Raw genomic sequence first — 24,915 nt, forward strand, 5'->3', positions numbered from 1 at the left:
GTCAGGGCGGACGCTCCGCGGGGAGTATTTCGGGTTTGACGAACGATCAGGCGCCAGAGGGGGGCGTGCGGCGCGGGTGGCCGCGCCCTTCGAGCATCCATGCGCCCACGCTCAGCAGTGCCGCGAGCACGAGCCACGCCCAAGCGGGCAGGATCGGGTGAACCTCGATGCCGACCGTGGCCGCGGCCCCGCGCGGGGTAATGCCGATCCAGCCAAGCCCGGTGCTGCGCCGCCCGTCCGCGATCTGGCGCACGCTGGGAACGCCCTCTTCGAGCCGCGTGACGCCACCATTCGATGCGGCCAGCGCAGCGGCCATCGGTTCGGGACTGGCGATGGTATTCTCGAATTCACGCGGCGCGGCCGGACCAAGCGCAACGACCCGTTCCAGATCGCCATCCACGAGCCGATAAAGCCCCGCCTCCGGCGCAGTCCAGCGGGCGGTGAACCGGCCCGGCGCGGTCTCGGACAGGGCAACCTCTTCGGTCGTGCCATCGGGACGGGTGATCGTCACCGGCGGCACCGTTTCCGCCATCGAGCGGCGCACGATGGTGAGCGTGAGCGTGCCCGGCTCGATCTCGGCGTAAAGCGCCTCTTCCTCGAGTTCGGGTTCCTTCATCGACCAATGCGCGATGCGGCGCAGCAATTCGAGTTGCGGGCCGCCGCCCTCGAAGCCGCGATCCCAGAGCCACGCATGATCCGAGCCGAGCAGCGCCACACGCCCCTCACCCGCGCGGTTCAAGACCAGGAGCGGCGCGCCACGGGCACCGGACATCACCACATCGCCGACCGGGTTGGCGAGTTCGATCTGGCGCAGCCAGCGGCCCCAATGGGTTGCGCCTTCCTCGGTCGGTTCGCCCTCGCGGGGCGGCGCGCCCTCCAGCCCCGCCGTGACCGGGTGGCGCAGCCCGAGCGCGGTCGGACGCGGCAAATACCCCTCGGAGAGCACGCGCCCGGTGGGCCGCGCAGGCATTACCTCGCCCAGATCGGTCTGAAAGAGGCTTTCGACGGTCGCATATTCCGGCCCCGCCGCGACCAGCACCGCCCCGCCCCGTTCGACGTAAGACCGGATATTGGCGAAATAGGCGGCGGGCAGAATGCCGCGTTCGCCGTAGCGATCGAAGATGATGAGGTCGAACTCGTCGATCTTGTCGATGAAGAGTTCCTGCGTCGGGAAGGCGATCAGCGAAAGTTCCGAGACCGGCGTGCCGTCCTGCTTTTCGGGCGGACGCAGGATGGTGAAATGCACGAGATCCACCGCCGCGTCGGATTTCAGCAGGTTGCGCCAGGTGCGCTCGCCCGCATGGGGTTCCCCCGACACCAGCAGCACGCGCAGCCGGTCGCGCACGCCGTTGATCTGCACGACGGCCTCATTGTTGCGGGTCGTCAGCTCGCCCTCAACGGGGGTGAGCGAGAATTGCACGACGTTCTGCCCGCCATGTTCGAGCACCAACGGCAGTTCGAGGTCGCGGCCCACGCGCACCGTATAGCTTTTGGGCGCGCCGCCATCGACGGCGATGGTTAGGTCCGCCATTTCCCCCGCCGACGCGGGCACGGCGCCAAGGTCTTCGACCCGCAGCCGGATCTGGGTTTCCTCGCCGATGATGCCAAAGCCGGGCGATGTCTGGATCAGCAGGCGACGGTCCCAATCGGCCTGCCGCCCGGTTTGCAGCAGGTGCAGCGGCGCGGGCATCTCGGGGATGAGGCCCGCATCATGGGCCTGCCCGTCACTCACCACGATCATCCCCGCGACGCGCGAACGGGGCTCAGCGGCCAGCGCCTCGGCGAGTGCGGCGCCCAGCTCGGTGCCGGCATTTCCCGCGCCATCCGGCACGGTCACGCGGCGCAGTTCGGTATTCGGCAGGCGCGCGATTTGCGCGGCGATCCCGGCCACGGCACTGTCCGTCTGATCCGCGCGATCCGCAAGCCGCTGCGAAGTGGTGCGATCATCAAGCAGCACGACGATATCCGAAAGCGGTTCGGTCTCTTCGCGTTGCAGCGCCGGTTGTGCGATCGCCGCCAGCAGCGCCAGCGCCGCGAGGGCCCGAAGCGCCCAGCCCCGCAGCCCACGCCACAGCGCGAGCACCAGAAGCACCACGGCCAGACCGCCCGCGATCCAGATCGCCTGCCACGGCAGCAGTGGCGCGAAGATCACCGACAGCCCGCTCATTGCCCGAGTCTTTCGAGAAGCGCGGGCACGTGGACCTGATCGGATTTGTAATTGCCGGTCAGCACATGCATCACCAGATTGACGCCGAAGCGCTGTGCGACCTCGCGCTGACGCTCACCGGCCATGCCGCGCCCGATCGGGAACATCGGCAGACCGCGCTCATCCATGGCCCAGGCCGCCGCCCAGTCATTGCCGCCAATCACTACCGGCGTCACCCCATCGTTGAGATTGCGGAACGGCATGCCCTCGGCCAGTTCGGCGTCGGGGGGGGCGGCCTCGACCCAGATCGTCTGATCGTAGCGGCCGGGGAAGCTCTGGAGCAGATAGAAAGTGCGGGTCAGGACGTGATCGGTCGGGATCGGCTCCAGCGGCGGGATGTCGAGCGGGGCGGCCAGCGCCTGCAAGCGCCGCCCGGCATCGGTCGAGGTGCCAAAGCCGGAAATATCCGCGTCGCGCGTGTCGAACACGATCATGCCGCCGCCCCGCAGGTAGCGGTTCAGCTTGGAATAGGCCATGGGCGACGGCGCGGGTTGAGTGGACGTGACCGGCCAGTAGATCAGCGTGAACAGCGCCAGATCGTCGGTTTCGAGATCGAGCGTCATCGGCTCCGAGGGCTCCACCGTGGTGCGCCGGAACAACGTTTTGGACAAGCCCCGGAGACCTTCGAGCGCGACCCGGTCGACCTCGGGATCGCCGGTGGCGATATGCGCCAGCACCACGTTCCCCGCCGCCTCGATAGCGCGGGCCTCGGGCATGGCGGTTTCCTCGGCGCGGGCCTCTGGGGCGAAGCCAAGCGCAAGCGCCGCAATCAGGGCGGACGCCGCCGCACGGCGCGCGCGCGGCGCCATCAGGCGGCCCGAGAGCGCAAGCGAGGCGATGATATCGAGCAGCAAAAGCCCGAGCGCCGCCATCAGTAGCCAGCCCTTGAGCGGCGTCTGCTGCGGCGCCTCGATCCCCTCGACAGGGATCTGCGCGGGCCAGACCGCGGGCGCGAGAACCGCCTCGGCGCGCACCGCATTGAGCGCGACCACGCGGTCGGCGGCGGCATAGAGGCCGGGGTGCAGATCGGGGCCGGGCACGGCCTCGGCAAGGGTTTCGCCGGGCACGCCTGCGGCCTCACCGGCATCGTCAAGCCGTCCGAAAGCGTCGAGCAGCTTCGTCGGCACCCAGGTCACCCCGGCCAGATCGCGCGCGCTTGGCGTGGCGGGACGGGCCGAGATCGCCAGCCGTTCGAGCATCTGCGGAAAGAGGCCCGAAAGTGGCAGGCTCGACCATTCCGCATTGGCGGTGACATGGATCAGCACGATGCTTCCGGTGCCAAAATCGGCGCGTGTCACGAGGGGTGTGCCGTCGACCAGCGTGGCGATGGTGCGAGCCGACAGATCCGGGCTCGGCTCGGCCATGACCTGCGCGGTGACGGTGACGTCCTCGGGCACCGGCAGCCCCGCGAAGGGGGACGTTTCCGGGAAAGGCGCAAGACCCCGCGGCTCGCCCCAGCTCATCGTGCCGCCGACCGAGCGCCCGCCCGCGCGCAGACGCACCGGCAAGAGCGGGTCGGCATCACTGTCTGCCGCCGCCAGACGGGGGCCTGCAAAGCGCACCAGAAGCCCGCCCTCTTCGACCCATTCAGCAAGCCGGTCGGGTTCCGCGATCTCCCCGATATCCGCGAGGATCACCACATCGGGTTTGGCTGGCAGCGCGTCTTCAAGCGGGCTTTCGATCAGGTCGGCACTGGGCGCCAGCGCCTCGCGCAGGTAGTGGAGCGGCGACAGCAGCTCCAACCCCTCGCGCGAGCGCCCGCCCGCGACAAGCGCCACCTTGCGGCGCTTCACAGCATCGTCGGTGAGGCTCACGGCACCGGCCGAGCGGATGCCCGCGACCTCGAACCGGGTGATCCGGTTGCGCAGCTCGGGCGGCAGGTCAAAGCGCAGCGTGGTCTCGGTCGCGGCTTGGAAATCGGCGGTTTCGCGGGCCAGTTCGCGCTCGATCCCGGCGGGGTCGAGGCCGATGGCGGCCACTTCAAGCGGCGCGGGCGGCGCGAGGCTCGTGCGGATCGGCAGCGCAATCTGCCCATCCTCGATTGCCGAGCGCCCCAGCGCGACGACCGGCGTGCCGGTCTGCCAGACACGCACGGCGCCACGCGCCTCAAGCTGTTCGAGCAGCAGATCGCGGCTCTCGCGCGCCAGCCCATCCGAAAGCCAAAACGTCTCGAACGCGCCTTCGGGGAGGATATCTTCGAGCGGCCCCGGCTCCCACGGCTGCGGCACAATCCCCGGCAGGCTCGCCCGCAGGCTCCCCGCATCGGCGAAGCTGAGCCGCGCGGGCGGCGGCTCGGTCAGCGACAAGAGCGCCACCGGGCGGCCCGCCGCCTGCGCCTCGCCCAGCGCCCGGTCCATCCGCTCGATCCGGCGCGACCAGTCGCGCGCGGAGGCCCAGCTTGCATCCGCGACGATCAGAAGCGGCCCCTGCCCCGGCACGCTCACGACCGGGTTCAGAACGGGACCGGCAAAGCCGATGATCGCCGCCGCCAGCGCCGCCATCCGCAGAAGCATAAGCCACCACGGCGTGCGCTCGGCCTGCACATCCTCGTCGGTGAGCCCCAGAAGCAGAGCGACGCCCGGAAAGCGGCGGCGCAGCGGCGCGGGCGGCACTGCGCGCAGCAACAGCCAGAGCACCGGCAGTGCCGCCAGCCCCAGCAAGAGCCAAGGCGCCGTGAAGCCGACGGGTCCGAGCATCCACATCACAGCCCCCTTTCGAGCGCGGCATGCAACCACAGAAGGGCCGCCTGCGCCGGGTCGCCGGTGTGATGCGTCGAGAATTGCCAGCCCGCCGCCTGCGCCATCGTCGCAAGCCGGTCGCGCCGCTCCGCCAGTCGGTCGAGATACCGCGCGCGCAGGTCGCCCGCCTTGCGGGTCTCATGCGCGAGCGTGCCGCCCATCGATTCAAAGATCACCCGCCCGTCAAAGGGGAAGTCCTCTTCGACCGGATCGAGCACCTGAAGCATGACGCCGCGCACGCCACGGTCGGCCAAGGTGCCAAGCGCCAAGCCGATCGCATCGAGATCGCCAAAGAAATCCGACACGAACACAGCGCGCGATTGCGCGGTGATGGCCATGACTTCGGGCGCGCCATAATCGGCGCCCTCGCCTCCCCCCGCGAGCGACTGCGCAAGCGTCATCAGTTGCGCCCGCCCCGGACGCGGCGGGCAAAGCGGCCCGGCAAGGCCCACGCGCTCTCCGCCCCGGATCATCAGAACGGCCAGCGCCAAGGCCAGAAGACGCGCGCGGTCGCCCTTGGTCGAGCGGGCCGCGCGGCCGGTTTCGGCCCCCGTGAACCGCATCGAGGCGGCCTCATCGACCCAAAGATGCACCGATTGCGCAAGTTGCCATTCGCGGTCGCGCACGAATTGCGTGTCGGACCGGGCCGAGCGGCGCCAGTCGACGAACCGTGCCTCATCGCCCGAATGGGCGGGGCGGTATTGCCAGAATTCCTCGCCCGCGCCCGCGCGTTTGCGGCCATGCGCGCCCATCTGGACGGTTGCCGCCAGATGCTCTGCTGCCAGCAATAGCGCGGGAAGCGCCGAAGCCTCCGCCTCGGCGCCGCGCCGCAATTCAAGCGCTTGCGGCGTGTCTTGGTCGGTGAGCGTCAAGCCGCCGCCCCGGCGGCATCACCGCCGATGACTTCGGCCACAACCCGCGCGATCACCTCGGCAAGCGTGACGCCGCGCGCGCGCGCCGCGAAGCTCAGCGCCATGCGGTGCGTGAGTACCGGGCGCGCCATCGCCTCGACATCCTCGATGGTCGGCGCGAACCGCCCATGGATGAGCGCCCGCGCCCGCACGGTGAGCATCAGCGCCTGTGCTGCACGCGGCCCCGGCCCCCAGGCAAGCGCGTCCTTGACCGCCGCCGAGGCTTCGGCCTCTCCGGGGCGGCAGGCGCGCACGAGATCGAGGATCGCCTCGACCACGCTTTCACCGACGGGCATCCGGCGCACCAGCGCCTGCGCGGCGATCAACTCTTCGGGGGCAAAGACCTGATGCGCGGCGGCGGCCTCGACCCCGGTGGTGGCGAGCAGAATGTCGCGCTCAGTGGCGCGGTCGGGATATTCGACGTCGATCTGCACGAGGAAACGGTCAAGCTGCGCCTCGGGGAGCGGATAGGTGCCCTCTTGCTCGATCGGGTTTTGCGTCGCGAGCACATGGAAGGGCGGGCCAAGCGGACGGTGCTGACCGGCAACGGTCACCTCGCGCTCCTGCATCGCTTGCAGCAGCGCGGATTGGGTGCGCGGACTCGCGCGGTTGATCTCGTCGGCCATCAGAAGCTGGCAAAAGACCGGACCTTCGAGGAAGCGAAACGCGCGCGTGCCGTCGGCTGCCGTTTCCAGAACCTCGGAGCCGAGAATATCGGCGGGCATCAGGTCAGGGGTGAACTGAATGCGGCTGGAGCTGAGCCCCATCACCGTCGAAAGCGTGTCCACCAGCATCGTCTTGCCGAGCCCCGGCAGACCCACCAAAAGCCCGTGACCACCCGACAGCATCGCCGCCAGAACCAGCTCGACGACCCGTTCTTGTCCGATGAAGCGGCGATTGATCGAATCGCGCGCCTGACCCAGCTTGGCGCCCAGCGCCTCGATTTCAGCAATCAGATCGTCGGTCCCGGCCATGACAAATGCTCCCCGCATATTATATTTGTCAGCAAAGCAGATATTCCTGCCGGAACAAACCGCAAAGACCGAAAGACGCGCATGACGAAGCCACAAAAGCCCGTGAACAGCCCGTCCGCCGACGGTATCGCCCAAGCGGCCAGCAAGGCGACCAAGAAGGGTCCGCCGCCGGTTCACCTGTGGAATCCGCCGTTTTGCGGGGATCTGGACATGGAAATCCGCCGCGACGGGACGTGGTTCTACCTTGGCACGCCGATCGGCCGCGAGGCCTTGGTGCGGCTTTTTGCATCGATCCTGAAACTTGAAGACGGCAAATATTTTCTCGTGACGCCCGTCGAGAAGGTCGGCATCCGGGTCGAGGATGCCCCCTTTGTTGCCGTCGATTGCGAGATTGTGGGCTCTGGCTCGGATCAGCGGCTGACATTCGTGACCAATGTCGGCGACCGGGTCACGGCGGATGCGAAGAACCCGATCCGGGTCGTGCGCGCCGAGGATGGCGAACCCGCGCCTTATGTGCATGTGCGCCGAGGGCTCGAGGCATTGATCGACCGCAAGACCTTCTACCGGCTGGTCGATATCGCCCGCCCCGCCGCGCATGACGGAGAGGACTGGCTCGGGCTGTGGTCCTGTGGCAGCTTCTTTCCGATCATCCCGATGGCGGAGCTTTGAGTGCCGAAATTCGCAGCCAATCTGACCATGCTGTTCACCGAACTGCCCTTCATGGAGCGGTTCGCGGCCGCCAAGGAAGCTGGCTTCGACGCGGTCGAGGTGCTGTTTCCCTATGAGTTCTCGGCGCAGGAGATGCGTCATCAACTCGTGATGAACGACCTGACCTTCGTGCTGATGAATGTGCCGCCGCCGAACTGGACCGGGGGTGACCGGGGCTTTGCCGCCGTGCCGGGCGCGGAAGAGCGCTTTCGGCGCGATTTCGAGCGGTCGCTACGCTTTGCCGATGTGCTCAAGCCCCATCACGTTCACATCATGTCGGGCAAGGCCACCGGGGCGGTCGCCCGTGCGACCTATATCGAGAACCTGAAATGGGCCGCCGGGCGCGCGCCGAAACGCTCGCTCACCATCGAGCCGATCAACCCGATCGACATGCCGGGCTATTTCCTGAACGATTTCGACCTAGCCGCAGAAATTCTCGACGCGGTCGGCGCGCCGAACCTGCATCTGCAATTCGACATGTATCACGCGCAGATGCTGACCGGAGACGGGGCGACGGTCTGGCGGAAGCATGGGCACCGCGCCGTGCATATTCAGGTTGCGGGCACGCCCGGACGGCACGAGCCCGTCGCGGGCGACATCGACTACCCCGCCTTCTTCGCCGCGCTCGATGCGCAGGGCTACAAGGGCTTTGTCAGCGGCGAATATACGCCCGCGCTGACCACCGAAGAAGGGCTCGGCTGGATCGCGCCCTGAGGTCTAGAGCGCCGCGCCCTCTGGGCAGGCACCCTCCTGATCCGCGCACCCCGCCGCCTGCGTTTCGGGTTCGAGCGTGACATGCAACAGCCCGAATTCCTCGGCCAGCATCGCCTTGGCCCGCGCGATCACCGCGGTGAAATCCGCCCCATCCTCCAGCACCAGATGCGCCTCGAAGGAATTGCGGGCCTCGTCGATCTGCCACAGATGCACATGATGCACCGAGGCGATGCCCGGCAGCGCGTTGAGATGCGCGGCAACCTCGGGCACCTCATGGCGCATGGGCGCGCCCAGCATCAGGATGCGCAGCACGGGCCGGATATCGCCCGCGACATGCCACAGGATGAAGAGCGAAATCCCGATCGTCAGGAGCGGGTCCACCAGCCGCCAGTCGTAAAGCAGGATCAGGATGCCGCCCACGATCACCGCGACCGAGGCCCCCGCATCGGCCATATTGTGCAAGAAGGCCGCGCGGATATTCACGCTTTCCTTCGAGAGCCGCCATGTAAGCCCCGCCGTGCCCAGGTCGATCACAAGCGCCAGCCCCGCGAGCCACACCACGATCCAGCCATCGACGCCCGGCGGGTCGATCAGGCGGCCCACGGCCTCGGCCATCAGCCAGATCGCCACGATGATCAGCGAGACATAATTCACCAGCGCCGCCACAACCTCGGCCCGCGCCCAGCCGAAACTCATGGCGGCATCGGCCCCCCTGCGGGCAAGCCTGCGCGCGCCAAAGGCCAGCACCAAGGCCAGCGCATCCGAGAAATTGTGGACCCCATCCGCAATGAGCGCCACCGACCCGGCGATGAGCCCGCCGATAATCTGCGCGACCGTCAGCAGCACGTTGATCCCGACCGCCGCGACGACCCGGCGATCCCCCGCATCTGCGCTCAGATGATGGTGGTGGTGATCGTCTCCGTGGTGGTGGTGGTCATGTGGCATCGCGCCCCTCTTTTCTCGCTCGGGCCCGCTTTCATAGAACCCGAAATACGCCCGCCGGAGGCATCCGCCGGCTGACGCCCGCGGCGGTGCGCGCAGATCAATGCGCCTCGGCCCAGCTCGCACCCTGCCCTGCATCGACGACGAGCGGCACGGCCAGCTTGACGACCGGCTCGGCCGCCCCCTCCATCACCGCGCGCGCGGTTGAGATCAGCGGGTCCACCGCGCCCTCGTCCACTTCGAAGATAAGTTCGTCATGGACCTGCAACAGCATCTTCGCGGGCATGTCCGAGATGGCATCGGGCATGCGCACCATGGCGCGCCGGATGATATCCGCCGCCGCGCCCTGGATCGGTGCATTGATCGCGGCGCGCTTGGCAAAACCCGCCCCCGGCCCCTTGGCATTGATCTCGGGCGTGTGGATGCGCCGCCCGAACAGGGTCTCGACATAGCCATGCTCCTTGGCGAATTCGACCGTGTCATCCATGTATTGCCGAATGCCGGGAAAACGCTCGAAATAGCGGTCGATGAAGCCCTGCGCCTCGGCCCGTGGGATGCGCAGGTTGCGCGCCAGACCGAAGCCTGAAATCCCGTAGATCACCCCGAAGTTGATGGCCTTCGCCTGACGGCGGATCGCCGGGTCCATGCCCTCGACCGGCACCCCGAACATCTCGGAGGCGGTCATCGCGTGAATGTCGATCCCGTCCTTGAACGCCTGCTGGAGCGCCGGGATGCGCGCGACATGGGCGAGAATGCGCAGCTCGATCTGGCTATAGTCGAGCGAGACGATCACCTTGCCGGGTTCCGCCACAAAGGCCTCGCGGATGCGGCGGCCCTCTTCCGAGCGCACGGGAATGTTTTGCAGGTTCGGATCGGTCGAGGCCAACCGCCCGGTATTCGCGCCCGCGATGGAATAGGAGGTATGCACGCGGCCCGTCTCGGGGTTCACATGGGTCTGAAGCGCGTCCGTGTAGGTCGATTTCAGCTTGGAGATCTGCCGCCAGTCGAGCACCAGCCCCGCCAGCTTCGCCGCCGTCTCATTCTCGGAGGCCGCGATATCCTCAAGCACATCGGCGCCCGTGCCATAGGCCCCGGTCTTGCCCTTCTTGCCGCCCTCGGCGCCCATCACCTCGAACAGAATCTCGCCAAGCTGCTTGGGGGAGCCCACGTTGAACGGCTGCCCCGCCACCTCTTGGATCTCGGCCTCAAGCCCCGCCATCTTCTGCGCGAACGCGTTGGACATGCGCGAGAGCACCTGCGCCTCGACCTTGACGCCCGCCATCTCCATATCGGCCAGAACCGGCACGAGAGGCCGCTCCTCGGTCTCATAGACCGTGGTCGCGCGGGCGCGGTGAAGCTGCGGCTTGAACATATCCCACAGGCGCAGCGTGATATCCGCATCCTCGGCGGCATAAACGGCGGCTTTGTCGAGATCGACCTGATCGAAGGTCACCTGCGACTTGCCCGAGCCGATCAGGTCCTTGATCGGGATCGGCTGATGCCCGAGATAGCGGTCGGAGAGCGTATCCATCCCGTGCCCGTGCAATCCCGCATGCATCGAATAGGACATCAGCATGGTGTCGTCGATCGGCGCGACCCGGATGCCGTAGCGGGCGAAAATCTTGAAATCGTATTTCATGTTCTGCCCGATCTTGAGGATCGCAGCGTCCTCCAACACGGGCTTGAGCAGATCGAGCGCCTCTTGCAGGGGCATCTGCCCTTCAGCCAGCGCTGCCCCACCGAAAAGATCGTCGCCGCCTTGCTTGTGGCCGAGCGGCAGATAAGCCGCGCGCCCCGGCTCGATGCAAAGCGAGACGCCGACCAGTTCGGCGCGCATCTCGTCAAGGCTTGTGGTCTCGGTATCGACGGCGACCCAACCCTTGGCGCGGGCTTGATCGAGCCAGCGCCCCAGCGCCGCCGCGTCCCGGATCACCTCATAGGCGTCATGGTCAATCGCCGGATGCTCCGGCGCGGCGGGCACAGAGGACGCGGCCTCCGAGGCCAACGCCTCGATCACGGGCGGGGGCGGCACGTCCTTGCCATAGCGGTCGGCGACGCGCTTGGTCAGCGTGCGGAATTCCATCTGGTTCAGGAATTCGAGAAGGGTTTCCGGCTCCGGGTCTTTCACCTCCAGCGAGTCGAGCGTGAAATCCAAGGGCGTGTTCTGATCGAGCGTCACCAGCTTCTTCGACATGCGGATCTGGTCCGCCTTCTCGATCAGCGTCTCGCGGCGCTTGGGTTGCTTGATCTCGTCTGCCCGCGCGAGCAGCGTTTCCAGATCGCCATATTCGTTGATCAAAAGCGCCGCCGTCTTGATCCCGATCCCCGGCGCGCCCGGAATATTGTCGACCGAGTCCCCGGCCAGCGCCTGCACGTCGATCACCCTCTCGGGCGGCACGCCGAATTTCTCTTCGACCTCGGCCCGGCCAATCGCGCGGTTCTTCATCACGTCGAGCATCTCGACGCCGCCGCCGACAAGCTGCATCAGGTCCTTGTCCGACGAAATGATGGTGACTCGCCCGCCAGCCTCGCGCGCCTGCCGTGCCAGCGTCGCAATGATGTCGTCGGCCTCGTAGCCCTCGGTCTCGATGCAGGCGAGGTTGAATGCCTTCGTCGCCTCGCGCGTCAGCGGGAATTGCGGGCGCAGGTCCTCGGGCAGTTCAGGGCGGTTCGCCTTGTATTCGGGGAAAATCTCGTTGCGGAAGGTCTTGGAGGAATGGTCGAAAATCACCGCCGCATGGGTCGGCGCATCATCGCCCTTCGCGTCTTCGATATATTTGAAGATCATGTTGGCAAAGCCCGCGACAGCCCCGATCGGAAGCCCGTCCGACTTGCGCGTGAGCGGTGGCAGCGCGTGATAAGCGCGGAAAATATAGGCCGAACCGTCGATCAGATGCAGGTGACAGCCTTTTCCGAATGCCATGTGACGGGTCTCCCTTCCGCGCGTTTTCCCCGTTCTGCCACAACCCGCCCCGACCTGCCAGCAGCCTTGCGCCGGGTGCGCGGCTCGGGCATGACAGGGGAACGGTCACCAAGGAGCGCGACACATGGATTACAGCAAATCGGGCGGCGCGAAGCTCGGCAAGAACGCACCGCGCCACGCCGAGCATAACGCCAAGGGCAGCGCCAAGAACCCGTTCGGCAAGGCCGAGACCAAGGCCGAACTGCTGGCCCGAATGAAAGCCGCCGCCGAAGCGCGCAAGGAGAGCGGCAAGGGCTAAGGCCCCGCGACCAAAACAAGAGGCGGCCCCGAAGGACCGCCCGTTTCCTCAGAGCGCGCCGCTCTCAGTGATCGTCATGCGCATGCGCGCGGTCGATCACGAATTTCTTGTCGCAATAGCCGCATTCCACTTCGCCCGTGTCTTTCGGGATCGAAAGCCAGACGCGCGGATGGCCCAGCGCCCCCTCGCCGCCATCGCAGGCAACTTTCCAGGTGGTCACGATTTGCGTTTCCGGCGCGTTCGGGGCGGTGGCAGTCATGGGCGGCTCCGTCTATGGTGGCGGCGCGGGCTGCGCCGGGATCGGCGCGCATACTACCACCGGCAAGAGGCAGGGCAAGATGGAACGGCAGGCAATCGAGGTTCAGGGGCTGCGCAAAATCTATGCCGCGACCCGCAGGCAAGGGCCGAAAGACGCACTCAAGGGGCTCGACCTCTCGATCCCGGCCGGGTCGATCTTCGGCTTGCTCGGCCCGAACGGCGCGGGCAAGTCCACGCTCATCAACATTCTCGCGGGGCTGGTGCGCAAGACATCCGGCAAGGTGACGATCTGGGGCTTCGACCAGGATGTGAACCCGCGCCAGTCACGCGCGGCCATCGGGGTCATGCCGCAGGAACTCAACATGGACCCGTTCTTCACGCCCCGCGCCGCCCTTGAGATGCAGGCCGGGCTCTATGGCGTGCCCGCGCGCGAACGCTGGACCGATGAGATTCTCGAACTCGTTGGTCTCACCGAACAGGCCGAGGCTTACGCGCGCAACCTCTCGGGCGGGATGAAACGGCGGCTCTTGCTGGCCAAGGCGCTGGTGCACCGCCCCCAGATCCTCGTCCTCGACGAACCGACCGCCGGTGTCGATATCGAACTGCGCACGATGCTCTGGGCGAATGTCCGGCGGCTCAACGAAGAGGGGATGACGATCATCCTCACGACCCATTACCTCGAAGAAGCCGAGGAGATGTGCGACGAAATCGCCATCATCAACCGCGGCGAGCTGATCGTGCGCGACACCACCCCCAACCTGCTGGGCCGTATGGATCGCAAGGCGCTCGTGGTCGAACCCGAAACGCCCCCGGCCACCGAAATCGCGCTGCCCGAGGGCGTCAGCATGGAAACCCGCCCCGGCGGCCGCCTCGCCTTCAGCTACTCGCGCGCGCAGACCTCACCCGAAGCGCTGCTCGACGCGATCCGTGCGAGCGGCATCACCATCCGCGACGTCGCCACCGAACAGCCCGGCCTCGAGGAAGTCTTCGTCGCGCTCACCTCGAAAGCCTGATACCTCCGGCGAGCGTATTTGACGTTCGATGAAAGCGAGCGACCCCTGCGTCCAATCGCTCGAAATATCCCGGGGGTGAATGGGCATAGCCCAGAGGGGGCAGCGCCCCCTGCGCCCCTCACCGCATCAAGAGCATCGGGCCCATCGGCCGACCGGCCAGAATATGCAGGTGGTAATGCGGCACTTCCTGCACGCCATCCTCGCCGGCATTGGTGATCGCGCGAAACCCTTCGCCGCCATGGCCCGGCTCGCAGCCCAGCATCTTGCAGACCTGCCCGGCCGCGCGGGCGAAATCGACGATCTCCTCGGCGCTGGCGTCATTGCAGAAATGGTCGAAACACACATAAGGCCCCTTGGGGATCACAAGCACATGATCGGGCGCTTTGGGCGCGATATCGCGGAAGGCCAGCGTATGCTCGGTTTCCAGAACGGTATTGTTCGGGATCTCGCCGCGCAGGATTTTGGCAAAGATATTCTGGTCGTCATAGGCATAGGCCATGGGATGTCTCCTCAGTCGACAAAGAGATAATCGGTCGCCGCGATCAAATGGGCGAGTTCGGGGTCCACACCAAGAAAGCGTGCGACGGGCAAGGTGTTTTCCTCGGGGCCGGCCGCTTCTCGCATCCGGGTAAAGGCCGGGAAATTGGCATCGCGCATCCGGTCGGATTCGAACCGCAGATCGTAGCGGATCGTCGGCAAGAGCGTGTCGATCACATCCTGCGGCGTGCGCTCACCCGCAAGCCCGACGCGGCGCGCGTGGCCCAGCAGATACTCGTCGGAGAACTCGCATTCGATTTCGAGGATGCGCGTATTCGCCTTGTCCGAGGTGAAATCCTGCATCAGATCGAAGGCCGCCGGATCGAGACAGATCAACAGCTTGTCGCTTTTGTGATAATCGAACAGCATCCGCACCAGCGCACGACGGTGGCGGTTGCGTTTTTCCAGCGTGCTCTCGATCCCGCCGAGATCGGGCAACCCGCCCTCTTCGTTGAACAGATACTCAACCGCCGGAATATCGGTGAGCCGCTGCACCTGATCGACGAAGCGTTTGGCGACGTGCCATTTCTTGCACACCACCATCATCAGCGTCCGTTCGCGTCCGAGGCTCGATTCGGTTTCCCAGAAACGGGGCGCGAAACGACGCCCGATCCGGCCACGGCCGGTCAGGAACTTGAACAGCGAACGCCCCTCGTTCGAGATCGGGAAATGCACGCCGGTCTGCCCCCACAGCTCGCTCAGCGCCGATTTGAGCGTCAGCGCGTCCGGGCTGATCTTGCGCGCGAACAGAAAGTCCTGGCTCAGCAGCAGATCGTAATGGTCGTTGTAGAACGTCACCGGCATCCCGTAATCGGTGAACATCAGGAAAGTGAGCGTGCGGGTGCGGATCTCGGTCTCGGGCACGACATGGCGCACGATCGTCTGGAAGAACGTCTCGTCCGGGATCCACGTCGTCTTGAAAAAGCGCATCACATCGGGGCGTTGCTCGCAGAAATCGAGCACCCATTCGATGGTGCGCCGCCGCAGGCACCACCATTGCGAGCCGATCATCATCTGGATGTCATCGGGCACGTCACGGGTCAGGCCAAGCCGCTTCTGAAGATTGTAGCTCGTATAGAAAAGCCGCTTCTGCGTGCGCTCATTGAAGAAGTGGCGATAGATCAGCCGCTCTTCCTTGAACCCCGTCTTGATCCAGTCGGAGCTGAAGTAATCGAAGCTCTCGATGTAATCGACATCCTCCGCGTCGAGGAAACGATGCGCATATTCGGCGGTCTTGGTCTGCATGCAGTCGCCCGAAAGCATGTAGAAATGCGTGGCCTGCGGGAAGGCCTCGACCGCCGCTTTCACCGCTTCGAGCGTCGCACCGACCAGCGACCACTCGCCCCAACCGCATTTGAGCCGCTTGGCCGCGAAGGTGACCGCCTTGTTGGGCGCCAGCGCGGTGCGAATACGTTCGAAATCGGCGGGTTTCGCGCGCGCGTCGAAATGGATCGAGACATAATCGCCCGTCGCCGTCAGACGCTGCGCCTGACTGATGACCCCTTCCGGGTCCTTGTGCGTGAGCAGAATGAAGGCGATTTTGGCCATTTCGGAAACAGGTCGCTCGCAACTTACCGCATTGTGGGTCTGTTTAACGTCAATAGCCGTTGAAAAGACAGAGGTTCTTTGCTCTTTAGGGGCTAAATCTTACGCGCCTCTTTCCTGAAGAGTTTTTTACCCGCGCATCTGGAGGATATGAATATGGGGTTTCCAGGGACCTGGATGACCGAAAGCGAGAGCATGGTCTATCGCGTCGTGCCCAAATGCGCCTGCTCGTCGATCGGGCAGATCATGTTCTATTCCGACCACGGAGAATTCTTCGATGGCGACATCCATGACGCGACCGGGCGGATGCATAAATGGTCGATGGCGGACAGCCAGAAGCTCATCGAGCAAAACGTGAAATCGCATAAATCCTATGCCTTCACCTGCGTGCGCAATCCCTATGCCCGCATCCTGTCGTCGTTCTTCGACAAGATCTGTGGCATCCAGCGCAACGGCAAGCGCTATCGCGGCAACCTCGTGCCGCAACTGGTGCAGAAATACGGAATCGAGGTCGGCTCGCCCGAGGACAATTTCGACTTCGACCAGATCAAGAGCTTCCGCCGCTTCCTGTTGTTTGCGCGTGACACCATCCGCTGGCGCCGCCCGATGGAGCCCGACATCCACTGGTCCGCAATGTCGGGCCATATCTCGACCTTCATCTGCAACGGCGGCAGCTACGACCACATCTTCTTCACCGAGAAGTTCAACGAGGGCATGCAGGTCGTTCTCGACAATTGCGAGACGCCCGTGAAGGTCGATCTCGACAAGGTGCCGCGCTTCAATGAATCCGAAGGGCATGGGCCGAAGCGCGCGCATAAGGTCAGCGAGTATTTCGACGACCTCTCGCGCCACCTCGTCTGGGAAATCTACAAGAAGGACTTCCAGCTCTTCCAATACGATTTCGACGATCCGGACAACAAGATGCCGATCGGCGAAATCGACCTCGACGAGGTCCATGCGAAGCTCGGCACCTGAGCCAAACGCAAGAAGGGGGGCGCTGCCCCCCTCGGCCTTTGGCCTCACCCCCCCGGGATATTTGACGCGATTGGAACGAAAGGTCTCGTTTCCAATTGCCCGAAATATCCCGGGGTGAATTTTCCGAAGGAAAAGAGGGGCAGCGCCCCTTTGCCTCAGATCAGCCCGTGCTCGCGGAAGAGCTGTTTGACATCAGTCTCGGGGCGGGCGCCGAAATGGCTGATGACTTCGGCGGCCGCGACGCAGCCCATCTGCCCTGCCACTTTCAGGCTCTGGCCGGTTGCATAGCCATAAAGGAATCCCGCCGCGAACTGATCGCCCGCGCCGGTCGCATCGACCGGCACCACCCGGTGGACGGGGACCTCGACGCGCTCCTCGCCCCGGATCAGCACCACATCGTCGCCCGAGCGCGTGCAGACCACCATCGCACAATCGGCGGCGGCCTGTTTGAGCGCGCTTTCCAGATCGCTCTGGTAGAGCGATTCCCATTCGTGATGGTTGCCGATCACGTAATCCATCTCGTCGCGCACGAGCCTGCGGAAGCTGTCGCGGTGGCGATCCACGCAGAACGGGTCCGATAGAGAGATCCCCGCCTTGCCACCGCCCCGCCGGGTCGCCTGCGCGGCCTTGAGAAACGCCGCCTTGCCGTGGTCCTTGTCGAAGAGATAGCCCTCGAGGAACAGGATCTGCGCGTTCTCGGTCACCTCAAGCGAGACATCCTCGGTCGAGACCTCGGCCGAAATCCCGAGATAGGTGTTCATCGACCGCTCCCCATCGGGCGAGACGAAGATCATCGAGCGCGACGTCGGCAGGTCGCCGGTCTTGACCGGCGGGTTCGGAAAATCCGTCCCCTCGGCGCGCAGCGCGGCCTCGTAGAAGCGGCCCAGAGCATCGTCGCGCACCCGGCCGATAAAGGCCGTCCGCAGACCCAGATTGCCCAGACCCGCGATGGTGTTCGCGACCGACCCGCCCGGCGCCTGCGTGCGATCCGACATCGCGGCATAAAGCGTCTCGGCGCGCTCGCGCTCGATCAGCTGCATGATGCCTTTCTCGATCCCCATATGTTCGAGGAAGCTGTCGTCACTCTGGCTGATCACATCGACAACGGCATTGCCGATGCCCACCACCTGATAACTGGTCACGGAGGTCTCCTTGGTTAAACGGTCTTGTCCTCGAAGGGACAGAGGTCGCGGATCACGCAGGCGCCGCATTTGGGCTTGCGCGCGACGCATGTATAGCGGCCATGCAGGATCAGCCAGTGATGCGCGTGGCGCTGATATTCGACGGGCACGTTGTCCTCAATCGCGCGCTCGACAGCGTCCACATCCTTGCCCGGGCAGATGCCGGTGCGGTTGCCGATCCGGAAAATATGCGTGTCGACCGCCTGCGCGGGGTGACCGAACCACATGTTCAGCACCACATTTGCGGTCTTGCGCCCGACACCCGGCAGCGCAGTCAGCGCGGCGCGCGAGCTGGGCACGACACCCTCGTAGCGCTCCACGAGGATCTGACTCATCTTGATGACATTCTTGGCCTTTTGCCGAAACAGCCCAATCGTCTTGATATGCTCGATCAAGCCTGCCTCGCCGAGTGCGAGCATCTTCTCGGGCGTATCGGCAATCGGGAACAGGTCCTTGGTCGCCTTGTTCACGCCCACATCCGTCGCCTGCGCCGAGAGCGCCACCGCAACCAGCAGCGTGTAGGCGTTGGTGTGGTCGAGTTCACCCTTGGGATGAGGCTCCGCCGCCTCGAAGCGCGCGAAGACCTCTTTCATCGTCATGTAGTCGAGTTGCTTGGCCATGCTTTCCTATGCCCCGCGCCCCGGCTTGCGGCAAGGGCCTCGATGGGTTTGCCGAAAAAACTCGGGATTTTCCGGGCGGCGTTAACCGGGCGTTTGTGAACTCTGCGCAAACTGACGGGGAATGGCAGGAACGGACAAAGCTATGGACCGCGGTTATCCGGCAACGGCAATCACCCATGACAGGGCCGCAAGGGCATGGCGGCTGGATGCCGGGTTCGACACGGTCGACGGGATGTGGCGGATCGTCGATGCGGGGGCCACCGCGCGCGTGCTCGACGCGGGCGGGGGCTGCGTGTACGAAGGGGTGATCTCTGCCGATCTTCCTGTTCTGCTTAGCTGCGGGGAGCAGGAGTTGCGCCTTGAGCCGCTCGAAATTGACGGGCACACGGTGCTCTATCTCGCCTCCGCGCCGATGCAGCCGGGGCAAAGCTATCTGGAACAGCCGCTGAAACTCACCGGGGGGCGCCATCCCGCACCGGAGGAATTGGCAAACCTGCCGGCCTTCGGGGCCGGAACGATGATCGCGACCGATCAGGGTGAGATGCCGGTCGACTGGTTGCGACCGGGCGACATGATCCTCACGCGCGACAACGGGTATCAGCCGCTTTTATGGCTTGGCCAGCACATGATGCCGCGCCGGGCCGCATCCGACGCGCGCCCGCGCCGTGTCCGGTTCGATCAGTTCGGCGCCGGACAACCCGCGCGTGACCTTGTGGCGACGCCGGGAACCGGGCTGCTGCTGGCGGGGCCGGAGCTTGATCTCTGGTTTGGCGAATCCGAAATGCTGGCCCGATTCGACACCCTGCCAAATTGCGACGATCGCGCAGACGGGGCGCAGCCGCTCTATTCGCTCGTGTTCGACCAGCCAGACATCATTCTGGCAGAAGGGCTTTGGGTCAGCACCGTGCATGTCGATCCCGATTTCATTTCTCTTCTGCCTGACGGGGTGCGTGGCGTGCTTGGCCCGCGTCTGGCCGCCCCACATACTCAGCCCGCCCGCGCGTGGATGGCGGCCTGGGAGGTCGGCATGCTCGCCCGCGAACGCAAGGCAAGGCGCGCTCGGCTCGCGGCCTGAGCAATGTGCATGTTTCGGGTCGCCCATGCGGCCCTGCCGGCCTAGAGTGACCGGGAGGAGAGAGCCATGACCCAATCCGCCCCGGAAAACCGCTACCATTACAAGCTGATTGCACGCGCGCTGACCGAGATTGACGCCGCACAAGAGGCGCGCATCTCACTCTCCCTCGATGCCCTAGCAGAGCGTCTGGGCATGAGCCCCGCACATTTTCAACGCGTCTTTTCGGCTTGGGTCGGGGTCTCGCCCAAACGCTACCAGCAATATCTTACGCTCGATTTCATCCGAGAGCGTCTTGCCCAAGAGCGCGAGCCGCTCGATGCGCTTGCGGATGCGGCAGGTCTTTCGGGAACCGGGCGGCTTCACGATCTGGTGCTGCGCTGGGAGGCAATGACGCCGGGCGAATTCGCACAAGGGGCGGCGGGCCTGACGCTGCGCTGGGGCGCATTTGACACCCCCTTTGGCCCCGCCATAGTCATGGCGACCGAGCGCGGTATCTGCGGCATGGGGTTTGCCGCTGAAATCGGGATCAAAGCGGCCTTCGACGATCTGGCCCGGCGCTGGCCCGCCGCCCACCTTGTCGAAGATCCCACGGCTATCGCACCATGGGTGGAGGCCGCTTTTGGCGGTCACGGAGCACCGCTCACGCTGATCGGCGCGCCGTTCCAGATCAAAGTCTGGGAGGCCCTTCTCGCCATCCCTTCGGGCGAAGTGACCACCTATTCCGACATCGCCACCGCTATCGGCAATCCGCGCGCTGTCCGTGCGGTGGGAACCGCCATCGGGCGCAACCCGATCTCGCTCTTGATCCCGTGCCACCGGGCGCTGCGCAAATCGGGCGCCTTGGGCGGCTATCACTGGGGGCTGCCGGTCAAGCGCGCGCTGCTCGCATGGGAGGCGGCGCGCGCCGATGCCGGAGCCAGCGCCTTTCCGCTCGCAGGGAGTTGATGGGCGGAAACCCGCGCGCGCCCGCACAAGTGATGGAACCAGCTCGCCATTTGCGCGTAATCTGCGCAGCGAAATCAGGCGCCGGACCGTGGACCCGGCCCAAGACAAAAGGCGAGAGCAATGAAACTGACGACCCCCCTTCTTTTGGCGACGCTGGCCGCGACGGGCCTCGCGGGCTGCATGGACCCCTATGCAAGCGACAACAGCACCAATCCCAATGCCAACCGCAATCAGGCCGCCGTTGCAGGCGCATTGATGGGCGGCATCCTTGGCGCCGCCACCGCGGACGGGGATGAGCGCCTTGAGAAGACACTGGCAGGTGCCGCCGTGGGCGGGATCGTGGGCGGCGCCATCGGCGCCTCGCTCGACGCTCAGGCGCAAGAGCTGCGCCGCGATCTCGACACGCAAGGCGTGCGCATCGTCAACACCGGCAAGGAGCTGATCGTGACCATGCCGCAAGACGTGCTCTTCGCGACCGACAGTGCCGAGCTGCGCCCCGATCTGCGTCAGGACCTCTACACGCTCGCCGTGTCTCTGAACCGCTACCCGAACACCACTGTTTCGGTGATCGGCCATACCGACAGCGAGGGCACTGCCGCCTATAACCAGCGTCTCTCCGAGGATCGCGCGGATGCAGTCGCCTATGTGCTGATCTCGGCGGGCGTGCCGCGTCAGCGCGTTCTCTCTTACGGGCGCGGTGAGGATCAGCCGGTGGCAACCAACCTCACGCCCGAGGGCCGAGCGCAGAACCGGCGCGTCGAATTCATCATCACGCCGAACCAGTAAACACAGGCGACGCACACCAAAAGGCCGGGGCAACCCGGCCTTTTTTATTGCCCCGCCCGCGCAGTGGTCATACATCTTGACCAGAACGGGGGGAGAATATGCCGTTTCAGAAGATTGAATCCGAAAAACTTGCCTCGGCGGTCGTGCGCCAGATCGAGGGGCTGATCCTGCAAGGCATTCTGCGCCCCGGAGAGCGCCTGCCCTCTGAGCGCGAACTCTCCGAGCGCCTTGGCGTGTCACGCCCCAGCCTGCGCGAAGCCGTGGCAGAGCTGCAAGAGGCCGGTCTTCTGACCACCAAGGCCGGATCCGGCATCTTCGTGGCGGACGTTCTGGGCTCCGCCTTCTCGCCCGCGCTGATCCGGCTGTTTGCGACCAACGATCAGGCAGTGTTCGACTACCTGTCCTTCCGCCGCGATCTTGAAGGGCTGGCCGCCGAGCGCGCCGCACATCTGGGGTCCGACACCGATCTTGCGGTGATCCGCACGATTTTCGAGAAGATGGAAATCGCGCATGTGAAGCGCAATCCCGCAGACGAAGCCGAACTCGACGCGCAGTTTCACATGGCAATCATCGAGGCCAGCCATAATGTCATCATGCTGCATATGATGCGCGCGATGTTCGATCTGCTCAGCGAGGGGGTGTTCTACAACCGCTCGGTGATGTTCCGGAACCGCTCGACCCGGGACGCGCTGCTCGAACAGCATCGCGCGATCAACGTGGCCATTCAGGCCCGTGATGGGGCAGCCGCACGGGCGGCGGTCGCGGCGCATATGGACTTCGTGGATCAGGCGCTCAGCGAGCAGCGCAAGGCCGAACGACACGAGGAACTGGCCCGGCTGCGCTTACGACATGAACACGATCATTGAATGGATAAACCCGGCCCAAGGGCCGGGTTTTCGATTTCAGCCCGGGTGACCCGCTCAGTGCAGACGGGTTTCCACCTCGGCGATGGCCGCGTCGATCATGCTCGACTGGTCCTTCGCCGTCATCTGCTTGGCCAGAACCTCGCCCGCAGCAGCCACGGCCACCGACACGGCAGTGTCCTTGACCTCTTTGACCGCAGCCGACTCGGCCGAGGCGATCTGATCTTCGGCCGCTTTCAGGCGACGTGCGATCGAGACCTGGAGGTCGGCTTTCGCCTGCTCGGCCGCGTTTTGCGCATCGCGCTTGGCGGCGACGACGATCTCGTCGGCCTGCGCCTGCACTTCACGGGCTTTGCGCTCGTAGGTCGCGAGGATCGACTGGGCCTCTTCACGCAGGCTGCGCGCCTCTTCGAGGTCCGCTTTGATGCCTTCGGCGCGCTTGTCGAGCATACCGCCCAACAGTTTCGGCACCTTCGCATAGAGCACCACACCCACGAACAGCAGGAAGGCGATGGTCACCACGAAATCGGTGTTGCGCAGCGAGAAGAACGGACCCGAAGCGGCCAGAGCGGGCTGAGCGGCGAGAATGAGAAGGAGCGTAAGTTTCTTCATCATCTTACCCTTTCAGCCGTGCCGAAACCGCAGCGGTGAGCGCCTTGGCATCGGCCTTGCCACCCATCGCGGCAATGATCTCGGCGGCAGTGTCTTTGGCCACGGTTTTCGCGGCTTCGACAGCACCGGCACGGATCTCCGTGATGCGGGCTTCGGATTCCGCTGCACGGGCCGCGATTTCCGCATCCGCCTTGGCGGTTGCGGCGTCGAGGTCCTTCTGGATCTCGGCGCGGGTCTCGGCAGCGATTTTCTGTGCCTCGGAGCGGGCATCGGCGAGGGCCTTTTCATAGGCGGCCTCGGCGTCCTGCGCCTTCAGCTTGAGTTCTTCCGCAGCCGCAAGATCGCCTGCGATAGTGCCCTGACGGTCCGCCAGAACCGCCGCGATGCGCGGCAGGGCGATACGCGACAGCACCCAGTAGATCACGACGAGGGTGACGAGAAGCCAGAAGATCTGGTTCCCGAACGTCGAGAAATCGAGTTGCGGCATACCGGCGGATTCGGCGGCGTGACCGGCAGCTTCCGCTGCGGCGTGACCCGCTTCCTGCGCCATTTCGGCCGCTTCGTGTTCAGTAGCCATGTCGTCCCCCTGGACCCTTCAGAAAACCGGATGGGCCCCGAAAAGGCCCATCCGACCGCAAGGATGCGAAAAAGGGATCAGACGGCGAACATGAGCAGAAGCGCGACGAGGAACGAGAAGATCCCCAGGGCTTCCGCAAACGCGATGCCGATGAACAGGGTCGCGGTCTGGCCAGCTGCGGCCGACGGGTTACGCAGGGCGCCCGACAGGAAGTTGCCGGCAACGTTGCCCACACCAACAGCTGCCCCACCCATGCCCATGCAGGCCAGGCCAGCGCCGATGTATGCACCCATTTGAACGATATCGCCTTCCATGTTCGTTACTCCTTGAGGTTGGAATTGGCAGAATTTGGTTATTTCGGGATCCGGGCCTTATCCGCTTAGTGGTGCGGATGCAGCGCGTCTTTCAGGTAAACGCAGGTCAGGATCGTGAACACATAGGCCTGGATAAAGGCCACGAGAACTTCGAGCCCGTACATCGCGGTGATCGCGACGATCGAGAGCGGGGTCACGGCGATACCGATGCCGGACATCAGGATCAGCGGCGCGAAGGCGGCGAACACTTTGATCACGGCGTGGCCGGCCATCATGTTACCCGCAAGACGAATGGAGTGGCTCACCGGGCGCACGAAGTACGAGATGACTTCGATCAGCGCGAGGATCGGACGCAGCGCGAGCGGCGCCGAGCTGACCCAGAACAGCGACAGGAAGCCAGCGCCGTTCTTGACGAAGCCAACGATGGTCACCGTGAGGAACACCAGCATCGCGAGAACCGCGGTCACCGCGATATGCGAGGTCGGCGTGAACGCTTTCGGCAGCAGGCCGAGGAAGTTCGAGAACACGATGAACAGGAACAGGGTGAAGATATAGGGGAAGAACTTGAGGCCATCCTTGCCAGCCACGTCCTCAACCATTTTGTGGATGAAGCCATAGGCCAGTTCCGCAATCGACTGGATGCGGGTCGGGATCACGGCGCGGCCGCGGGTGCCGATGACCAGCAGCAGGATGATCGCCATAACCGTGATACCCATCCACAGCGCCGCATTGGTGGGCGTGTACCAGTGGATCGGGCCCTCTCCGAAGAGCGGCTTCACGATGAACTGATCCATCGGGTGGAACACGAGACCTTCGCCAGTTGCTTCCGACACGTCTATTTTCCCTCTTCATCGGCTGCGGGCGCAGCCGCACGTTCCTTGTTCATCTCTTCAGCCGTGCGCAGCATCACCCGCACGCCAGCCGCGAGTCCGAGAAGCGTGAACAGCACCATCAACCAAGGCTGCGTGCCGATCAGCACATCGAGCCCGTATCCGATGCCGAAGCCGATCCCCAGCCCCGAAACCATCTCGATGACCATCCGCCAGGCCATATTCGCCTGATCCATCTGGACATCGACGCGGGGGGCCGGTTCCGTCGACCGCTTCACCTCCTTGAGCCGTTTCTCAAGCGCTTCAAGTCGCGCCGGATCGGGTCCATCAGAGGGGTGATCGGTCATGGGCAGCCCCCGCAAAAACTCTT

General features: G+C 65.0%; 25 protein-coding genes. 9 read left to right on the top strand and 16 right to left on the bottom strand.

Translation table 11 applies throughout. The annotated features are described in order from the left end of the window. Positions 1 to 46: 46 nt before the first annotated feature. The 4 genes from P0X85_RS01290 to P0X85_RS01305 are packed head-to-tail and all read right to left on the bottom strand — an operon-like array spanning position 47 to position 6,829. On the bottom strand, positions 47 to 2,167 hold the full coding sequence (locus P0X85_RS01290; protein WP_275807268.1) for a hypothetical protein: 2,121 nt from the start codon (positions 2,165 to 2,167) through the stop codon (positions 47 to 49). Continuing rightward, on the bottom strand, positions 2,164 to 4,908 hold the full coding sequence (locus tag P0X85_RS01295) for a DUF4159 domain-containing protein (protein WP_275807271.1): 2,745 nt from the start codon (positions 4,906 to 4,908) through the stop codon (positions 2,164 to 2,166). The genes P0X85_RS01290 and P0X85_RS01295 overlap by 4 nt, the downstream gene beginning before the upstream one ends. Next, positions 4,908 to 5,816: a DUF58 domain-containing protein gene (locus tag P0X85_RS01300; RefSeq protein ID WP_275807274.1), complete on the bottom strand. Its 909-nt coding sequence runs from the start codon at positions 5,814 to 5,816 to the stop codon at positions 4,908 to 4,910. The genes P0X85_RS01295 and P0X85_RS01300 overlap by 1 nt, the downstream gene beginning before the upstream one ends. Then, complete coding sequence (locus P0X85_RS01305) at positions 5,813 to 6,829, bottom strand: AAA family ATPase (RefSeq protein ID WP_275807277.1); 1,017 nt, start codon at positions 6,827 to 6,829, stop codon at positions 5,813 to 5,815. The genes P0X85_RS01300 and P0X85_RS01305 overlap by 4 nt, the downstream gene beginning before the upstream one ends. A gap of 81 nt (positions 6,830 to 6,910) precedes the next feature. Between P0X85_RS01305 and P0X85_RS01310 the strand changes: the two genes are divergently transcribed. Together P0X85_RS01310 and P0X85_RS01315 are read left to right on the top strand one after the other, a co-directional pair. Next, positions 6,911 to 7,498 carry a DUF1285 domain-containing protein gene (locus P0X85_RS01310; protein WP_275807280.1) on the top strand — a complete coding sequence of 196 codons (588 nt, stop codon included), beginning with the start codon at positions 6,911 to 6,913 and terminating at the stop codon, positions 7,496 to 7,498. Then, positions 7,499 to 8,251: a hydroxypyruvate isomerase family protein gene (locus tag P0X85_RS01315; protein ID WP_275807283.1), complete on the top strand. Its 753-nt coding sequence runs from the start codon at positions 7,499 to 7,501 to the stop codon at positions 8,249 to 8,251. A 3-nt stretch (positions 8,252 to 8,254) separates the two neighbouring features. Here the strand turns inward: P0X85_RS01315 and P0X85_RS01320 are convergent, their stop codons facing one another. Then, a complete protein-coding gene (locus P0X85_RS01320; RefSeq protein WP_275807286.1) occupies positions 8,255 to 9,196 on the bottom strand; it encodes a cation diffusion facilitator family transporter in 942 nt (313 codons plus the stop codon). Between the two features lie 97 nt (positions 9,197 to 9,293). Further along, positions 9,294 to 12,116 (bottom strand): DNA polymerase I, encoded by a 2,823-nt coding sequence (polA, locus tag P0X85_RS01325; protein ID WP_275807289.1) that lies wholly within the window; start codon positions 12,114 to 12,116, stop codon positions 9,294 to 9,296. A 124-nt stretch (positions 12,117 to 12,240) separates the two neighbouring features. On the opposite strand from polA, the gene P0X85_RS01330 reads away from it, so the two are divergent. Beyond that, positions 12,241 to 12,414, top strand: coding sequence for a hypothetical protein (locus P0X85_RS01330; RefSeq protein WP_275807292.1), 174 nt, complete (start codon positions 12,241 to 12,243; stop codon positions 12,412 to 12,414). Positions 12,415 to 12,478: 64 nt separating this feature from the next. Here the strand turns inward: P0X85_RS01330 and P0X85_RS01335 are convergent, their stop codons facing one another. Further along, on the bottom strand, positions 12,479 to 12,673 hold the full coding sequence (locus P0X85_RS01335; RefSeq protein ID WP_275807295.1) for a zinc-finger domain-containing protein: 195 nt from the start codon (positions 12,671 to 12,673) through the stop codon (positions 12,479 to 12,481). 79 nt (positions 12,674 to 12,752) lie between these two features. Between P0X85_RS01335 and P0X85_RS01340 the strand changes: the two genes are divergently transcribed. Then, positions 12,753 to 13,685: an ABC transporter ATP-binding protein gene (locus P0X85_RS01340; protein ID WP_275807729.1), complete on the top strand. Its 933-nt coding sequence runs from the start codon at positions 12,753 to 12,755 to the stop codon at positions 13,683 to 13,685. Positions 13,686 to 13,803: 118 nt separating this feature from the next. On the opposite strand, the gene P0X85_RS01345 is transcribed toward P0X85_RS01340, so the two are convergent. Further along, positions 13,804 to 14,184: an HIT domain-containing protein gene (locus P0X85_RS01345; RefSeq protein WP_275807298.1), complete on the bottom strand. Its 381-nt coding sequence runs from the start codon at positions 14,182 to 14,184 to the stop codon at positions 13,804 to 13,806. Positions 14,185 to 14,195: 11 nt separating this feature from the next. Continuing rightward, positions 14,196 to 15,770, bottom strand: a complete 1,575-nt coding sequence (locus tag P0X85_RS01350; RefSeq protein ID WP_275807300.1) for a DUF5928 domain-containing protein — start codon at positions 15,768 to 15,770, stop codon at positions 14,196 to 14,198. A gap of 153 nt (positions 15,771 to 15,923) precedes the next feature. Here P0X85_RS01350 and P0X85_RS01355 point away from each other — a divergent pair, with 153 nt between their 5' ends. Continuing rightward, a complete protein-coding gene (locus P0X85_RS01355; protein ID WP_275807302.1) occupies positions 15,924 to 16,742 on the top strand; it encodes a sulfotransferase family protein in 819 nt (272 codons plus the stop codon). Between the two features lie 155 nt (positions 16,743 to 16,897). Here P0X85_RS01355 and P0X85_RS01360 read toward each other — a convergent pair whose 3' ends face one another. Both P0X85_RS01360 and nth read right to left on the bottom strand, forming a co-directional pair. After that, complete coding sequence (locus P0X85_RS01360) at positions 16,898 to 17,884, bottom strand: adenosine kinase (RefSeq protein ID WP_275807305.1); 987 nt, start codon at positions 17,882 to 17,884, stop codon at positions 16,898 to 16,900. A gap of 14 nt (positions 17,885 to 17,898) precedes the next feature. Beyond that, a complete protein-coding gene (gene nth, locus P0X85_RS01365; protein WP_275807308.1) occupies positions 17,899 to 18,543 on the bottom strand; it encodes an endonuclease III in 645 nt (214 codons plus the stop codon). A gap of 142 nt (positions 18,544 to 18,685) precedes the next feature. Here nth and P0X85_RS01370 point away from each other — a divergent pair, with 142 nt between their 5' ends. From P0X85_RS01370 to P0X85_RS01385, 4 genes are all read left to right on the top strand, one after another. Further along, a complete protein-coding gene (locus P0X85_RS01370) occupies positions 18,686 to 19,618 on the top strand; it encodes a Hint domain-containing protein (RefSeq protein WP_275807311.1) in 933 nt (310 codons plus the stop codon). 66 nt (positions 19,619 to 19,684) lie between these two features. Continuing rightward, positions 19,685 to 20,563, top strand: a complete 879-nt coding sequence (locus tag P0X85_RS01375) for a bifunctional helix-turn-helix domain-containing protein/methylated-DNA--[protein]-cysteine S-methyltransferase (protein WP_275807314.1) — start codon at positions 19,685 to 19,687, stop codon at positions 20,561 to 20,563. Between the two features lie 120 nt (positions 20,564 to 20,683). After that, positions 20,684 to 21,349: a YiaD family glycine zipper/OmpA-like lipoprotein gene (locus P0X85_RS01380; protein WP_275807317.1), complete on the top strand. Its 666-nt coding sequence runs from the start codon at positions 20,684 to 20,686 to the stop codon at positions 21,347 to 21,349. 98 nt (positions 21,350 to 21,447) lie between these two features. After that, positions 21,448 to 22,215, top strand: coding sequence for a FadR/GntR family transcriptional regulator (locus P0X85_RS01385; protein ID WP_275807320.1), 768 nt, complete (start codon positions 21,448 to 21,450; stop codon positions 22,213 to 22,215). Positions 22,216 to 22,269: 54 nt separating this feature from the next. On the opposite strand, the gene P0X85_RS01390 is transcribed toward P0X85_RS01385, so the two are convergent. The 5 genes from P0X85_RS01390 to P0X85_RS01410 all read right to left on the bottom strand — a co-directional run bounded on the left by P0X85_RS01390 (position 22,270) and on the right by P0X85_RS01410 (position 24,892). Then, entirely contained in the window at positions 22,270 to 22,827 is a 558-nt protein-coding gene (locus tag P0X85_RS01390) for a F0F1 ATP synthase subunit B (protein WP_275807324.1), read from the bottom strand. A 1-nt stretch (position 22,828) separates the two neighbouring features. Then, positions 22,829 to 23,374, bottom strand: coding sequence for a F0F1 ATP synthase subunit B' (locus tag P0X85_RS01395; protein WP_275807732.1), 546 nt, complete (start codon positions 23,372 to 23,374; stop codon positions 22,829 to 22,831). 104 nt (positions 23,375 to 23,478) lie between these two features. Continuing rightward, positions 23,479 to 23,715: a F0F1 ATP synthase subunit C gene (locus P0X85_RS01400; RefSeq protein ID WP_009157477.1), complete on the bottom strand. Its 237-nt coding sequence runs from the start codon at positions 23,713 to 23,715 to the stop codon at positions 23,479 to 23,481. A 65-nt stretch (positions 23,716 to 23,780) separates the two neighbouring features. After that, positions 23,781 to 24,509 carry a F0F1 ATP synthase subunit A gene (locus P0X85_RS01405; protein WP_275807735.1) on the bottom strand — a complete coding sequence of 243 codons (729 nt, stop codon included), beginning with the start codon at positions 24,507 to 24,509 and terminating at the stop codon, positions 23,781 to 23,783. 41 nt (positions 24,510 to 24,550) lie between these two features. After that, positions 24,551 to 24,892 (bottom strand): AtpZ/AtpI family protein, encoded by a 342-nt coding sequence (locus tag P0X85_RS01410; protein ID WP_275807328.1) that lies wholly within the window; start codon positions 24,890 to 24,892, stop codon positions 24,551 to 24,553. Between the last annotated feature and the right edge of the window lie 23 nt (positions 24,893 to 24,915).

This window comes from Pseudothioclava nitratireducens (genome assembly GCF_029210495.1).
Taxonomy (GTDB): domain Bacteria; phylum Pseudomonadota; class Alphaproteobacteria; order Rhodobacterales; family Rhodobacteraceae; genus Pseudothioclava; species Pseudothioclava nitratireducens.

Coding starts and splice junctions, on each gene's coding strand:
- P0X85_RS01290 (WP_275807268.1), bottom strand. CDS start 2,167: ATGAGCGGGCTGTCGGTGATCTTCGCGCCACTGCTGCCGTGGCAGGCG.
- P0X85_RS01295 (WP_275807271.1), bottom strand. CDS start 4,908: ATGTGGATGCTCGGACCCGTCGGCTTCACGGCGCCTTGGCTCTTGCTG.
- P0X85_RS01305 (WP_275807277.1), bottom strand. CDS start 6,829: ATGGCCGGGACCGACGATCTGATTGCTGAAATCGAGGCGCTGGGCGCC.
- P0X85_RS01310 (WP_275807280.1), top strand. CDS start 6,911: ATGACGAAGCCACAAAAGCCCGTGAACAGCCCGTCCGCCGACGGTATC.
- P0X85_RS01320 (WP_275807286.1), bottom strand. CDS start 9,196: ATGCCACATGACCACCACCACCACGGAGACGATCACCACCACCATCAT.
- polA (WP_275807289.1), bottom strand. CDS start 12,116: ATGGCATTCGGAAAAGGCTGTCACCTGCATCTGATCGACGGTTCGGCC.
- P0X85_RS01330 (WP_275807292.1), top strand. CDS start 12,241: ATGGATTACAGCAAATCGGGCGGCGCGAAGCTCGGCAAGAACGCACCG.
- P0X85_RS01335 (WP_275807295.1), bottom strand. CDS start 12,673: ATGACTGCCACCGCCCCGAACGCGCCGGAAACGCAAATCGTGACCACC.
- P0X85_RS01340 (WP_275807729.1), top strand. CDS start 12,753: ATGGAACGGCAGGCAATCGAGGTTCAGGGGCTGCGCAAAATCTATGCC.
- P0X85_RS01345 (WP_275807298.1), bottom strand. CDS start 14,184: ATGGCCTATGCCTATGACGACCAGAATATCTTTGCCAAAATCCTGCGC.
- P0X85_RS01350 (WP_275807300.1), bottom strand. CDS start 15,770: ATGGCCAAAATCGCCTTCATTCTGCTCACGCACAAGGACCCGGAAGGG.
- P0X85_RS01355 (WP_275807302.1), top strand. CDS start 15,924: ATGGGGTTTCCAGGGACCTGGATGACCGAAAGCGAGAGCATGGTCTAT.
- nth (WP_275807308.1), bottom strand. CDS start 18,543: ATGGCCAAGCAACTCGACTACATGACGATGAAAGAGGTCTTCGCGCGC.
- P0X85_RS01370 (WP_275807311.1), top strand. CDS start 18,686: ATGGACCGCGGTTATCCGGCAACGGCAATCACCCATGACAGGGCCGCA.
- P0X85_RS01375 (WP_275807314.1), top strand. CDS start 19,685: ATGACCCAATCCGCCCCGGAAAACCGCTACCATTACAAGCTGATTGCA.
- P0X85_RS01380 (WP_275807317.1), top strand. CDS start 20,684: ATGAAACTGACGACCCCCCTTCTTTTGGCGACGCTGGCCGCGACGGGC.
- P0X85_RS01385 (WP_275807320.1), top strand. CDS start 21,448: ATGCCGTTTCAGAAGATTGAATCCGAAAAACTTGCCTCGGCGGTCGTG.
- P0X85_RS01390 (WP_275807324.1), bottom strand. CDS start 22,827: ATGATGAAGAAACTTACGCTCCTTCTCATTCTCGCCGCTCAGCCCGCT.
- P0X85_RS01395 (WP_275807732.1), bottom strand. CDS start 23,374: ATGGCGCAGGAAGCGGGTCACGCCGCAGCGGAAGCTGCCGGTCACGCC.
- P0X85_RS01400 (WP_009157477.1), bottom strand. CDS start 23,715: ATGGAAGGCGATATCGTTCAAATGGGTGCATACATCGGCGCTGGCCTG.
- P0X85_RS01405 (WP_275807735.1), bottom strand. CDS start 24,509: ATGGATCAGTTCATCGTGAAGCCGCTCTTCGGAGAGGGCCCGATCCAC.
- P0X85_RS01410 (WP_275807328.1), bottom strand. CDS start 24,892: ATGACCGATCACCCCTCTGATGGACCCGATCCGGCGCGACTTGAAGCG.